13 protein-coding genes are annotated in these 12206 nt (G+C 74.7%); 8 read left to right on the top strand and 5 right to left on the bottom strand.

Annotation, left to right across the window (positions count from 1 at the left end):
* Positions 1 to 170 precede the first annotated feature (170 nt).
* Complete coding sequence (locus ACZ3YO_RS03515) at positions 171 to 626, bottom strand: hypothetical protein (RefSeq protein ID WP_465543701.1); 456 nt, start codon at positions 624 to 626, stop codon at positions 171 to 173.
* Positions 627 to 855: 229 nt separating this feature from the next.
* Between ACZ3YO_RS03515 and ACZ3YO_RS03510 the strand changes: the two genes are divergently transcribed.
* The 5 genes from ACZ3YO_RS03510 (at position 856) to fxsA (ending at position 5967) form a co-directional block, all read left to right on the top strand.
* Positions 856 to 1296 (top strand): Lrp/AsnC family transcriptional regulator, encoded by a 441-nt coding sequence (locus ACZ3YO_RS03510; protein WP_097238963.1) that lies wholly within the window; start codon positions 856 to 858, stop codon positions 1294 to 1296.
* A 30-nt stretch (positions 1297 to 1326) separates the two neighbouring features.
* On the top strand, positions 1327 to 2961 hold the full coding sequence (locus ACZ3YO_RS03505; protein ID WP_465564304.1) for an amidohydrolase: 1635 nt from the start codon (positions 1327 to 1329) through the stop codon (positions 2959 to 2961).
* A 44-nt stretch (positions 2962 to 3005) separates the two neighbouring features.
* The gene (locus ACZ3YO_RS03500) at positions 3006 to 3455 is read left to right on the top strand and encodes a GNAT family N-acetyltransferase (protein WP_465564302.1); all 450 of its coding nucleotides are present in this window, start codon (positions 3006 to 3008) and stop codon (positions 3453 to 3455) included.
* Positions 3456 to 3581: 126 nt separating this feature from the next.
* Positions 3582 to 5198, top strand: coding sequence for an apolipoprotein N-acyltransferase (gene lnt / locus ACZ3YO_RS03495; RefSeq protein ID WP_465564300.1), 1617 nt, complete (start codon positions 3582 to 3584; stop codon positions 5196 to 5198).
* Between the two features lie 199 nt (positions 5199 to 5397).
* Positions 5398 to 5967: an FxsA family membrane protein gene (gene fxsA / locus ACZ3YO_RS03490; protein WP_465564297.1), complete on the top strand. Its 570-nt coding sequence runs from the start codon at positions 5398 to 5400 to the stop codon at positions 5965 to 5967.
* A 184-nt stretch (positions 5968 to 6151) separates the two neighbouring features.
* On the opposite strand, the gene ACZ3YO_RS03485 is transcribed toward fxsA, so the two are convergent.
* The 3 genes from ACZ3YO_RS03485 to ACZ3YO_RS03475 all read right to left on the bottom strand — a co-directional run bounded on the left by ACZ3YO_RS03485 (position 6152) and on the right by ACZ3YO_RS03475 (position 8808).
* Complete coding sequence (locus ACZ3YO_RS03485; protein WP_030396357.1) at positions 6152 to 6526, bottom strand: RNA polymerase-binding protein RbpA; 375 nt, start codon at positions 6524 to 6526, stop codon at positions 6152 to 6154.
* Positions 6527 to 6806: 280 nt separating this feature from the next.
* The gene (locus tag ACZ3YO_RS03480) at positions 6807 to 8426 is read right to left on the bottom strand and encodes a hypothetical protein (RefSeq protein WP_465564294.1); all 1620 of its coding nucleotides are present in this window, start codon (positions 8424 to 8426) and stop codon (positions 6807 to 6809) included.
* Positions 8427 to 8613: 187 nt separating this feature from the next.
* Complete coding sequence (locus ACZ3YO_RS03475; RefSeq protein ID WP_396323929.1) at positions 8614 to 8808, bottom strand: hypothetical protein; 195 nt, start codon at positions 8806 to 8808, stop codon at positions 8614 to 8616.
* Between the two features lie 486 nt (positions 8809 to 9294).
* On the opposite strand from ACZ3YO_RS03475, the gene ACZ3YO_RS03470 reads away from it, so the two are divergent.
* From ACZ3YO_RS03470 to ACZ3YO_RS03460, 3 genes are all read left to right on the top strand, one after another.
* Positions 9295 to 9711, top strand: coding sequence for an ankyrin repeat domain-containing protein (locus ACZ3YO_RS03470; protein WP_465564291.1), 417 nt, complete (start codon positions 9295 to 9297; stop codon positions 9709 to 9711).
* A gap of 75 nt (positions 9712 to 9786) precedes the next feature.
* Positions 9787 to 10275: a GNAT family N-acetyltransferase gene (locus tag ACZ3YO_RS03465; protein WP_465565198.1), complete on the top strand. Its 489-nt coding sequence runs from the start codon at positions 9787 to 9789 to the stop codon at positions 10273 to 10275.
* A gap of 71 nt (positions 10276 to 10346) precedes the next feature.
* Positions 10347 to 11447: a serine hydrolase domain-containing protein gene (locus ACZ3YO_RS03460; RefSeq protein ID WP_465564288.1), complete on the top strand. Its 1101-nt coding sequence runs from the start codon at positions 10347 to 10349 to the stop codon at positions 11445 to 11447.
* A 49-nt stretch (positions 11448 to 11496) separates the two neighbouring features.
* Here the strand turns inward: ACZ3YO_RS03460 and ACZ3YO_RS03455 are convergent, their stop codons facing one another.
* Positions 11497 to 12165: a vitamin K epoxide reductase family protein gene (locus ACZ3YO_RS03455; RefSeq protein ID WP_465564285.1), complete on the bottom strand. Its 669-nt coding sequence runs from the start codon at positions 12163 to 12165 to the stop codon at positions 11497 to 11499.
* Positions 12166 to 12206: the final 41 nt, after the last annotated feature.

The following is a 12206-nucleotide window of genomic DNA, read 5'->3' as shown; positions in this document are numbered from 1 at the left end:
CGGGCAGCCCCCCGAAACGGCCTCCGGGCGTCACTCCAGGGTGCGGAGTGACGCCCGGAGGCATGTCCCGTCGGGGCCCGCCGCCGACCGGCAGGCGGTCGGCCCCGACGGCGGGGAGGGCCGACTCAGGGGTGGCTCAGGGGCTCAGCGGCTCGGGGTCTGGTGCGCCGTCAGCGCCGGGCGAGCCGGGTGCGCTGCCGCGGGATCACCGGAGCGACGGCCGGCACCTGCACCGGGCGGTGCGCCACCGCGTGCGAGAACGGTTGGGTGCGCCAGTCGAGTTCGGCCGGCAGCGCCAGCAGCGCCTCCAGGTCGTCGGTCTCGGCGTCCTCGGCCGACTCCACCTCGGCCAGGTCGTCCGTCGGCGCGCCCGAACCAGGGCAGAGCGCGGGGGAGAAGGGGTGCCACGCGGTCGGCAGCACCGCGTGCTGCGGCAGCCGCTCCTCGTCGCCCACGAGGGCGATCGGGCGGCGGCACTCGGGGCAGTGCACGCGGAAGATCTCCCAGGTGTCGGCCTCGCCCGGGTCCACCCCCGGCGCGGGGCCGTTGGGGACCGCGAGAGCGTCGCGGCCGGTCATATCGTGGGTGTCGTCGGCGCTCGGCGAACGCAGGTCGGTTGCACGCATGGTGATCCCCCTCGGATCGGGCCCGGCGTGGTCGCCCGGGGCCACAACCAGCACTTCCCTGCGACGCGGACTCATAACCCTGCAGCCCGGTGCACTGTGATGCACCGGGTGTGTCCTTCGCCACATTCGCCCGGCATGTGCCCGCCCGGCACCCGGCACCACCACCCGTGCCATCGCGCGCTCCGGCCGTGGCGCGGCCCGCGCCCCCGAAGGGGTAGGTTTGCGCCTTGTGGAGGATCTCGACCAACGCATCGTTCAGCTGCTCCTCGAGGACGGCCGGATGAGCTACACGGACCTGGGCAAGGCCACCGGCCTGTCCACCTCGGCGGTGCACCAGCGGGTGCGGCGCCTGGAGCAGCGCGGGGTGATCCGTGGCTACACCGCGATCGTCGACCCGGACTCCGTCGACCTGGCGCTGACGGCGTTCATCTCGGTCAAGCCCTTCGACCCGAGCGCCCCGGACGACACCCCCGAGCGGCTCGCCGGGCTGCCCGAGATCGAGGCCTGCCACAGCGTCGCCGGGGACGAGAACTACATCCTCAAGGTCCGTGTCGGCGCCCCCGGTGACCTCGAGGACCTGCTGGCCCGGATCCGCAGCGCGGCCGGCGTCTCCACCCGCACCACCGTCGTCCTCTCCACCCCGTACGAGGCGCGGCCCCCGAAGCTCTGAGCACGTCCGGAGAGGTGCAGACTAAGGGCCATGACCGAACGCACCCTCCGGACCGTCCTGCTGCGCGGCGGCGCCGTCTACAGCCCCGCCGACCCCTTCGCCACCGCGATGCTCGTCGAGGGCGAGCACGTCGCCTGGGTCGGCAGCGACGGCGCCGCCGAGGCGTACGCCGACACCGTGGACGAGATCGTCGAACTGGACGGTGCGCTGGTCACCCCCGCCTTCGTGGACGCGCACGTGCACGCCACCTCCGCCGGTCTGGCGCTCACCGGCCTCGACCTCACCGGGAGCCCCACGCTCGCCGCCGCCCTGGCCGCCGTCACCGCCTTCGCCGAGTCCTCCGCCGCGGCCGAGCCCGGTGGTGTGCTCATCGGTCACGGCTGGGACGAGACCGGCTGGCCGGAGGGCCGCCCGCCGACCCTCGCCGAGCTGGACGCCGCCGCCGGGGGCGCCGCCGTCTACCTCTCCCGCACCGATGTGCACTCCGCGCTCGCCACCACCGCCCTGCGAGCCCTCACCCCCGGCCTCGCCGAGCAGCCCGGCCACGACGCCGACGGCCCGCTCACCCGCGACGCCCACCACGCCGTCCGGCGGACCGCGCTGGCCCACCTCACCGCCGAGCAGCGCCGCCGCGCCCAGCGCGCCGCCCTGGCCCGGGCCGCCGAACTCGGCATCGGCTCGCTGCACGAGTGTGCCGGTCCGGAGATCTCCTCCGAGGAAGACCTCACCGCCCTGCTGGCCCTGGCCGCCGAGGGTGGCGGCCCCGAAGTCTTCGGCTACTGGGGCGAGTTGGGCGGCGCCGGCCGCAGCGGTGTCGAGACGGCGGCCAGGCTCGGCGCGGTGGGCGCCGGCGGCGACCTCTTCGTCGACGGCGCGATCGGCTCGCACACGGCCTGCCTGCACACGGCCTACGCCGACGCCGACCACACCGGCGTCTCCTACCTCAGCGCCGCGCAGGTCGCCGACCACGTCGCCGCCTGCACCGAGGCGGGCCTCCAGGCCGGCTTCCACGCCATCGGCGACGCCGCGGTGACCGCCGTCCTGGACGGCGTCCGGGCGGCCGGGGAGCGGGTCGGCGCCGACCGGGTCCGGGCGCTGCGCCACCGGGTCGAGCACGCCGAGGCGCTGGACGAGAAGTCGATCGCCGCCTTCGCCGAGCTGGGCCTCACCGCCTCCGTCCAGCCCGCCTTCGACGCCACCTGGGGCGGCCCGGACGGCATGTACGTCCAGCGCCTGGGGGCCGAGCGGGCCGCCGCCCTCAACCCCTTCGCCGCGCTGCTGCGGGCCGGCGTCCCGCTCGCCTTCGGCTCGGACGCCCCGGTCACCCCGCTCGACCCCTGGGGCACCGTCCGGGCGGCCGCCTTCCACCGGACCCCGGAGCACCGGATCTCGGTGCGGGCCGCCTTCACCGCGCACACCCGCGGCGGCTGGCGGGCCCTCGGGCGCGACCAGGACGGCGTCCTCGTCCCGGGTGCGGTCGCCAGCTACGCGGTCTGGGCCGCCGACGAGCTGGTCGTCCAGGCACCCGACTCCCGGGTGGCCGGCTGGTCCACCGACCCGCGCTCCGGCACCCCCGGCCTGCCCGACCTCACCCCCGGCCGCCCCCTCCCCAGCTGTCTGCGCACCGTCGTCCGCGGTCGCACGGTGCACCTCGCCGCCGGGTGAAAACCGGATGATGCGGGGGCGCCGTCGGCCCTAGGTTGATCGACATGACCGATCTCGTACCCGCCGACTTCACCGTCCCCCGCACGCTCACCGCCGAGGGGTTCCGCCTGGAGCCCCTCGGCGAACAGCACAACGCCTCCGACCTCGCCGCCTGGACGTCGAGCATCGACCACATCCACGCCACCCCCGGCTGGACGGGCAGCTGGCCGCCCGCCGAGGGCATGACGCCGGAGCAGAACCTCGCCGACCTGCGCCGGCACGCCGCCGACTTCGAGAAGCGCTTCGGCTTCACCTACACCGTCCTGGAGACCCCCGGGGACGCCGTCATCGGCTGCGTCTACATCTACCCGGACCGCGGGGAGCCGTCCGTCACCAAGGTCAGCTCCTGGGTCCGCGCCGACCGCGCCCACCTGGACGCCGTGCTCCACCGGACGGTCTCCGCCTGGCTCGCCGAGGCCTGGCCGCTGCGCGAGGTCCGCTACTTCCCGCGGTGAGCCGGGCCCGGTGCACCCGACCTCACGGTGAGGTGACGTTCCGGGGTACCTTCTTCGGACAGCGTCCGAACAGCCGTCCCCGTACCTCCGCGAGGCGGCACCGAGAGAGATGGTGCGCCGGTGGCCATGCCCGTCACCCAGGAGCGGTCCGGGACCGCGCCCGAGACACCCGACGAGGCTCCCGCGCCCGGGCGGCGGGCACGGGTACTCGCCAAGGTCCGGGCCGGGCTGCCGCGCACCGGGCTGGCCGTGCTCGCCGGACTGCTGCTGGCCCTCGCCTTCCCGCCGTTCGACCTCTGGCCGCTCTCGCTGGTGGGTGTCGCCGCGTTCTCGCTGCTCACCCGGGGCCGCACCGTCCGGCAGGCCGCCTGGACGGGCTTCGCCTTCGGGCTGCCGTTCTTCCTGCTGCTGCTGAGCTGGCTGCGGGTGGTCGGCTGGGACGCCACCGTCGGCCTCTCCGTCATCGAGGCGCTCTTCCTGGCCCTGCTCGGCGCCGGCCTGGCGCTCACCTCGCGGCTGCCCGGCTGGCCGCTCTGGGCGGCCTGCCTCTGGGTCACCCAGGAGTGGGCACGTGACCGGCTGCCGCTCGGCGGGTTCCCCTGGGGCCGGCTGGCCTTCGCCAACACCGCCACCCCGTTCACCCCGCTCGCCGCGCTCGGCGGCGCCCCGCTGGTGACCTTCGCCGTCGCCCTGGCGGGCGCCCTCCTCGGCTGGGCGGCGCTGCGGCTGCGCGGCCCCCGCCGGGCCCCGAAGGCCGCCGCGCTGGCCGCGCTCGGCGCGGTCGCCACCCTGCTGGCCGGCTACCTGGTGCCGGTGCCCACCGCCGCGGCCGACACCGTCAAGGTCGCCCTGATCCAGGGCAACGTGCCCAACCCCGGCATGGACTTCCTCGGCCGCCCGATGATGGTCCTCAACAACCACGCCTCGGCCACCGAGAAGCTCGCCGCCGACATCAAGGCCGGCAAGGTCGAGAAGCCGGACATCGTGATCTGGCCGGAGAACTCCTCCGACCTCGACCCGTTCAGCGACCCGCTCGCCTACCAGCGCATCGACGCGGCCGTGCGGGCGGTCGGCGTGCCCACCCTGGTCGGCACCCTGGTGGACGGCCCGGACGAGCAGCACGTCCAGAACGAGGGCATCGTCTGGGACCCGAAGACCGGCCCCGGCGCCTCCTACACCAAGCAGCACCCGGTGCCGTTCGGCGAGTACGTGCCGTTCCGCGACCAGCTGATGAAGGTGATCACCCGGCTCCAGCGGGTCGCCCGCGACTTCTACCCCGGCGACCACAACGGCGTCATGCAGCTCGGCCCGGCGAAGATCGGCGACGTCATCTGCTTCGAGGTGGCCTACGACGAGATCGTCCGCGACACCGTGGACAAGGGCGCCCGGGTGCTGGTCGTCCAGACCAACAACGCCACCTACGCGAAGACCGGCCAGCCCGAGCAGCAGCTCGCGATGTCCCGGCTGCGCGCCGTGGAGCACGGCCGGGCCGTGCTGATCGCCGCCACCAGCGGCATCAGCGCCGTCATCGCCCCCGACGGCACGGTGCAGCAGCAGACCGAGGAGCTGACCGCCGCCGAGCTCTCCGCCGTCGTCCCGCTGCGCGACGGCACCACGGTGGCCGACCGCGTGGGCGCCGTGCCGGAGTGGACGCTGGCCGTCGGCGGCCTGCTGGCCTGCGGCGCGGCGCTGCTGGCCGGCCGCCGACGGGTGACTCGCCCGCTCGCCTCCGGGTCCTCCTGATCCGGCGCCGACGGTCGGCGGGCGCAGCGCCCGCCGACCGTCGGCGGCTCGGCCCTTCTCCCTTCCGGCCCCGGCGGGCCCTTCGGCTCGGGGCGGGTCGGAACACCCGCCGCCGGCGAATCGTTGGACCGGGTGGTGCCGTAGCCGGCCCGGATCTCCCGTGCGGCGCGCAGAGCACCGCTTGGAGTGGATTCGTACCGTGACCCAGCAAGATGCCCCCGCCCGTCCGGCCCCGCGCGGAAAGCTCAGGCGGATCGTGCCGCTGCTGATCACCGCCTGGCTGGTGCTGGAGATCTGGCTGCTGGTCCAGGTGGGCTCGTGGCTGGGCGGCCTGACCGTGGTGCTGCTGCTCGTCGCCGGAGTGCTGATCGGCGGCTCGCTGATCAAGCGGGCCGGGCTGAAGGCGTTCTCGGCGGCGATCGACCAGAGCAGGGACCCGAAGTCGCAACAGCCGCAGACCGGCACCAGCCTGACCGTGCTGGCCGGCCTGCTGCTGATCGTGCCGGGCTTCCTCTCGGACGTCCTGGCGCTCACGCTGCTGTTCCCGCCCACCCGGGCCCTCTGGCGGGCCGCCGGGCGCCGCTTCGCCGACAAGGCGCTGCGCGGCACCTCCGCGGTGGGCGCGGACCCGCTCGCGGACGCGATGCGGCTGCAGGAGCAGCTGCGGATCCACCGCCCGGACGGCAAGGTGATCCAGGGCGAGGTGGTCGAGCCCGACGCCGGTCCGCAGGGCCCCGACACCACCTACCGCCCGCCGATCAAGGGCTGACCCCCCGGGGCCGGCCGTCGGCTCGTGGGCCGTCCGTCGACCGGCGGCCGGCCCACGAGAGCGGACCCGCGACGGACCCGTACGGCACCCGGGACCCGGACAACGCGAAAGCCGGACAACGCGAAAGGGACCCTGGAAGCCAGGGTCCCTTTTCGCGTGCTCCCGCCGGGTGGCGGGGGCCGGGTCAGGCGCTCTTACGGGTGTCCCGCGGGTGTACCGCGAGGTTCATCCCTCCGGAGCGGAGCACGGCCAGCCGCTCGGCCAGCACCTCCTCCAGCTCCTCGCGCGTCCGGCGCTCCATCAGCATGTCCCAATGGGTGCGCGTGGGCTTGGTCTTCTTCTCCTCCGGCTCGTCACCGTCGAGAAGTACGGCTTCCTGGCCGCAGAAGCGGCATTCCCAGGCGGACGGGATCTCCGCCTCGACCGAGAAAGGAACCTCGAATCGGTGTCCGTTCTGACATGCGTACTCGACGGTCTGGCGGGGAGCCAGATCGATACCACGGTCGGTCTCGTAGCTAGTGGCCCCGAGTCGCGTGCCGCGGAGAGCTCGCTCGCTCATGAATCGTGCCTCCCGGGCTTATGGCCCACAGGACTAGTGGTCGCTGTTCTTCGTCGTTCGGTCAACGCTCGGCTTCCGACGAAGATTCCCGTCCCGGGACATGCGTCGTCTGTCGTGCCGCCCCTGTTTGTACCCACCGGCGCCCGATTTGTCACATCTGGCCGGTGATATCACCCCAGGTGTCACCTATTTCACATCTGGTGATCGGTCGGCCTTTCCGGGACGAGCGTACCGGGACGACCCGCCGGGCGGGGCGCCGCCCCCGCGTACGGCCGCCCGATCAGGCGAGCGGACGGAAGCGGAGGGGGGTGTGCTCCTTGCCCAGATCGACGCCCGGCCGGGCCCCGGCGTCAGCCGGCGGCATCGGGGGCGGACCGGCGGGGCGGGGCGGTACGTCCACCGGGGCGGCCGCCTCCGTCCGGGTGTCCCGGTGCGGCAGCAGGGCGATCACCGCCTCGCGCAGTTGGGCGGGCGCCTCCTCGTCCAGGGGGTCGACGGTGGCCGGCACCTGGAGCCGGACGGGCGCGCTGTTGCCGATCCGGGCGTAGCCGCGCCCCGCGGGGGCGTGCGCGGCGGGAACGATGTCCAGCGGCGCGCCGAGCGCGGCGAAGCCCTCCTCGGGGCCGGCCGGGCCGAGCAGCACCCGGGCCCGGGTGGTGGCCCGGACGGTCGGGGTGATCCGGTGGCGCGCCTCCACGTCGTCGGCGATCACCACCGTGACCCGGGCGGCCCGGCCGTGCCGCAGCGGCAGCTCCAGCAGGTCCTGCGGGTCCGGGCGGCCCTCGGCGTGGGCCAGCTCGCTCAGCTCGGTCGGGTGGTCGAGCAGCAGCCAGAGCGGCCGGGTGACGTCCTCCGGCGGCGCCGACCCGGCGTGCCGGGAGGCGTTCAGCGCGGCCAGCCGGCGCTCGGTCTCCTGGGTGGCCCACTCCAGCGCGGCCAGCGCGCCGTGCAGGCTGGTCTCCACCGTGTGCACGCCGGGCCGGTTGACCAGGCAGGCGTGCTCGCCGGTGCCGGCGCCGTCGATCACCACGAGGTCGCCGAAGGGGAGCGCCTGGAGTGCGATCGAGCGAATCAGGCTGGACGTCCCGTAGCCGGCCACGCCGAGCGCCAGCAGGTGCGGCTCCGCGGAGCGCGGGCCGGTGCGCCAGACCACGGGCGGCTGCTGGGTGATCGCCCCGCCCTGGCCGACCGGGATGGTGCGGGCGCTGCCGTCCTCGTCGGTGAAGCCGAGCACGATCTCGCCGGGCGCGGCGACGAAGCGCTGGGCCGCGATGTCGGTGGACAGCGGGGGCAGCGCGGCGATCCGCAGCTTGTTGGACTCCTCGTCCCAGTCGAAGCGGTACTCCCGGGCCCGGCCCGCCTTGCCCTGGACGACCTGCTCGATCCGGGCCCGGGCGGCCGGCTCGGTGTCGGTGAAGTACGCCGGATAATCCAGCTCCAGCCGGGAGAGCCGGCCCTCGCCGTCGAACTCCCAGGCGCGGAAGGCGTCCTTGTAGCCGCGCTCGTGGTGGTAGAGCGGGTTGAGGTCCTCCGGTGCGGCCAGGTACGGGGTGAGCGCCGCGTAGAGGGCGGAGAGCTTGGTGTCGGCGACGTCCGGCTCGGGCGGGGCGGACGGTGCCTTGGGGGCCCGGCCCACCCAGGCGGCGCTGGCCATCAGGGCCACCAGGGCGAAGAGCAGTCCGTGCGGCAGCAGGTAGATGCCGAGCAGCATCGCGGCGACCAGGAAGACCGTCGGCCCGCGCCGCTCCTTCGGGGTGGCCAGCCAGCGGCCCTTGGCCCAGCCGACGTGGTGGCGCAGGCCGCGCCCGATGACGGTGAGCGGCGCGAACATGTCGGAGGCGTGGTCGCCGGCTGTGCGGGCCATGTCGCGGCCCTTGCTGAGGTGGCGGTTGAGCGGCATTCCTTGGCTCCCCGGGCGAGTGGGACGGTCGGGTTGAGGAGGTTCGGTCCGGCGGGCGGTACGCCGGGGCCCGGGGCGGTGGGATCCGCACCCGGGCCCGGGGCCGGCCGTCGGACGGCGTGCCGGTGGCTGGGGGGCGTCCGACGATTCCCGCCGCGCTGAGGCGGCGCGAATCGTCGGACGAGCCCTAGAACTTGAGGCCGCCGAGCAGGCTCGCCAGGCTCGCGCCGCCCGCGGTGATGCTGGGGGCGATCGAGGATCCGGCGATGTAGAAGCCGAGGAGGGCGCAGACGATCGCGTGGGAGGGCTTTAGTCCGTCCCTGCGGAAGAAGAGAAAGGCGATGGTGCCGAACAGGACGATGCCGGAAATCGAGAGGATCACGGTCTGCTCCTCGGGGAGGGGGACAGGGACAGTGTCACGGAATGTGCCCTAATCGTGACAAAAAGTAATAGATGATGGAACGGCGCAAATGGGTGGTTCTCCCGGGCAATACCGGGCGGGGCGCCGGGCGGAGGTATGCGAACCGCCCTCGGTGGGGCCGTCCGCCGCTCCCTCCCGGCGCGGCGAGGCATTCCCGGTGTGCGGGCGGGAAGCGTCCGGGGGTGGCGGGAAGTTCGCCCGAACGGCTGCGCAACCTTCCCGCCCGTGTGTCGTGCCGGGAATGCCGCACCGGCCGGTGATCCGGAATCCGGACACCGGCTGGATCACGCCCCGTCCGGCCGTTACGGTGCGACAGGCGCGACCACCCCCGCAGGACCAGACCTGCGACCTGCACGACCACCCCCGCAGGATCAGACCCGCAGGACGCCCGGCCGCAGGACGCCCTGTGGGCGGGGCGCCCCGCCCACACAGCCAGAGAGGCCCGCCATGACCGACGCCGCCAGCCAGCAGCCCGCCGACGCCCCCGACGCCGAGGTGATCGCGCTCGCCGGGAAGCTCTTCGACGCCGCCCGGGCCGGGGACTCCGCCACCCTCGCCGCGTACGTCGACGCCGGCGCGCCCGCCGACCTCACCAACGACCGCGGCGACACCCTGCTGATGCTCGCCGCCTACCACGGGCACGCGGGCAGCGTGGCCGCCCTGCTGGAGCGCGGCGCCGACCCGAACCGGGCCAACGACCGCGGCCAGACCCCGCTGGCCGGCGCCGTCTTCAAGGGCGCCGAGGACGTGCTCGCCGTGCTGCTGGACGGCGGCGCCGACCCCGGGGCCGGCACCCCGTCCGCCGTCGACACCGCCCGGATGTTCGGCAAGGACGAGCTGGTCGCCCGGTTCGAGGGCCGCTGACCGCAGGTCGTAGGCTTTTCAACCATGGAGAGCATCACGGAGACGGCCGTCCTGCAGGACAGCAAGGGCGACAGCATCGAGATCCGCGTCACCGGCTACGGCCACCCGGACGCCCAGCGCCTCTCGGCCGAGGTGCAGGAGGAGTACGTCCGCCGCTACGGCGACGGAGACCTCACCATGCTGCACCCGGACGACTTCGAGCCGCCGGCCGGGCTCTTCCTGGTCGCCTACCTCGCCGGCGAGCCGGTCGCCTGCGGCGGCTGGCGGGCCAAGACGGCCGACCCGCACGGCGTGCGGGACGGCGACGCCGAACTGAAGCGGATGTTCGTCGTGCCGGCCGCGCGCGGCCGGGGCCTGGCCCGGGCGGTGCTGGGCCGCCTGGAGCGGACCGCCGCCGAGGCCGGGCGGACCAGGATCGTCCTGGAGACGGGCACCGAGCAGCCCGAGGCGGTCGCGCTCTACACCTCCGAGGGGTACGAGCCGATCCGGAAGTTCGGTATCTACCGTGACCACCCGCAGAGCATCTGCCTCGGCAAGGAGTTCGGCGGCGCGCCCGCCGTCTGACCGGGCGCCCGCTGGGTAGGCTCCCGGCGGACCGGCCGGCCGGCGGGCGGCCGCGGGGGCGGGAGCAGGGCATGGACGAGCCGAAGCGGGCGAGCACACCTCCCGTCCCGCTGCCGGCCCCGGCCCCGCTCCCCGTTCTGGCCGCCCCCGGCGGGGAGTTGGAGCGGCTGGTCGCGGACGGGCTGCGCGCGGTCGGCTCCGGCGCGGTCTGGGCCGTCGGCGACGCCGCCGGCCGGCGTGGCGGCGGCAGCACCGGCGCCCTCGGCCAAGGCCCGTACGGGCGCCTGGCGATGGGGCCCGACACCCTCTTCGACCTGGCCAGCATCACCAAGATCGTCGCACTCTGGCCCTGCGCCGGGGCCCTCCGGCAGGCCGGCCGGCTCCCGCTCGACCGGCCCCTCGGCGACTACTGGCCGGCCGCCGCCGGCCGCCCGACCGGTGTCGTGACGGCCCGCCAACTGCTCACCCACACCGCGGGGATGCCGCTGCGCACCCGGTTCGCCGAGCTCTACGGGCGCGACCGGGCGACGATCCTGGCCGGGGTGCTCTCCGCCCCGCTGCACCGCCCGCCCGGCACCGCCGTCGAGTACACCGACCGGGCCGCCGTCCTCCTCGGCCACCTCGTCGAGTCACTGGCCGGCACCCCGCTCGACGCCCTCGCCGAGCGGCAGGTCTGGCGGCCGCTCGGCATGACCGACACCCGGTACGGCCCGCTCGGCCCCGCCGAGACCGCCCGCACCGCGCCCACCGAGCACGAGGAGGTGGCCGGCGCCGTGCTGCGCGGCGTCGTCCACGACCCGTCGGCCCGGCTGCTCGGCGGTGTCTCCGGCAACGCCGGCGTCTTCTCCACCGCCCGTGACCTCGAACGGTTCCTCACCGCGCTGCTCGACCCGCCGGGCGCACTGCCCTGGGGCGGCGCCTGGATCGCCGAATCGCTGCGCGAACAGACCGGCGGGCTGGCCCCCGCCCGCGGCCTCTCCTGGCTCTGCGCCGCCGGCACCGACCCGGCCGAGGGCACCTTCGTCCACTACGGATTCACCGGCACCGGGATCTGGGTCTCCCGCCGGCTCGGCCGCTGGGCGCTGCTGCTCACCAACAAGGTCCACTACGACCGCGAGTTCCAGCCGCTCACCGACCTGCGCAACGCCTTCCGCCGTGCCGTCTTCGGCTGAGCAGCCCGCCGCCGGACACGACGGTGCCCGGCGACGGGGTGACCAACGGTCAGATCAGGGTGGACCAGTAATACCAGAACCGGTTGAGGATCAGCAGCGCGATCACCGCCGTCCACAGCACCGGCACCGCCCAGTGGTAGCGGGCGGCCTCGCGCACGACCACCTGGAGCCGCGGCCCGACCGGGATCACGCCGGTCCGCAGGTTGTGCAGCGTCGTGTACCAGAACAGCGCCACCACCGTCACCCAGACCACCACGCAGTACGGGCAGAGCGCGCCGATCTCGTACAGCGTCTGGTCGATGAGCCAGTGCACGAAGACGACGCCGAGCACGGTGCCCGCCTGCACGCCCAGCCAGAACCAGCGCCGGTACGCGGCGCCGGCCAGCAGCCCGGCGCCGACCGCCGCCAGCGCGCCGAACGCCGCAAGGCCGATCAGCGGGTTCGGGAAACCGAAGACCCCGGCCTGCTCGGTGCGCATCACCGAACCGCAGCTGATCACCGGATTGAGATTGCAACTGGGGATGTACGACGGGTCTTCCAGGATGCGGAGCTTGTCGAAGGTCAGGACGGCCGAGGCGGCCAGCCCGATCAGCGCACCGAGGAGGACGAACAGGGAGTACACCCGGCCCGCGCCGACCGCGGAGCCGCCCGGCGGGGCGGCTTCGGTGACGGCGGGGCGGGAGGGGTTCACGGGGTTCACGGCGGTCGGGGCGGTCATGGCAGAGCACTCCGGTGGGTGAGAAGGGCCGGCCCGGCCGG

This window comes from Kitasatospora sp. NPDC022785 (assembly GCF_055561295.1).
The sequence above is the reverse complement of the archived record's forward strand: the minus strand, read 5'-3'. Positions and strand labels throughout refer to the sequence as shown.

Bases quoted from the DNA above. Each gene is read 5' to 3' on its own strand.
- ACZ3YO_RS03515 (WP_465543701.1), bottom strand. From the start codon at position 626: ATGCGTGCAACCGACCTGCGTTCGCCGAGCGCCGACGACACCCACGAT.
- ACZ3YO_RS03505 (WP_465564304.1), top strand. From the start codon at position 1,327: ATGACCGAACGCACCCTCCGGACCGTCCTGCTGCGCGGCGGCGCCGTC.
- ACZ3YO_RS03500 (WP_465564302.1), top strand. From the start codon at position 3,006: ATGACCGATCTCGTACCCGCCGACTTCACCGTCCCCCGCACGCTCACC.
- lnt (WP_465564300.1), top strand. From the start codon at position 3,582: ATGCCCGTCACCCAGGAGCGGTCCGGGACCGCGCCCGAGACACCCGAC.
- ACZ3YO_RS03485 (WP_030396357.1), bottom strand. From the start codon at position 6,526: ATGAGCGAGCGAGCTCTCCGCGGCACGCGACTCGGGGCCACTAGCTAC.
- ACZ3YO_RS03480 (WP_465564294.1), bottom strand. From the start codon at position 8,426: ATGCCGCTCAACCGCCACCTCAGCAAGGGCCGCGACATGGCCCGCACA.
- ACZ3YO_RS03470 (WP_465564291.1), top strand. From the start codon at position 9,295: ATGACCGACGCCGCCAGCCAGCAGCCCGCCGACGCCCCCGACGCCGAG.
- ACZ3YO_RS03460 (WP_465564288.1), top strand. From the start codon at position 10,347: ATGGACGAGCCGAAGCGGGCGAGCACACCTCCCGTCCCGCTGCCGGCC.
- ACZ3YO_RS03455 (WP_465564285.1), bottom strand. From the start codon at position 12,165: ATGACCGCCCCGACCGCCGTGAACCCCGTGAACCCCTCCCGCCCCGCC.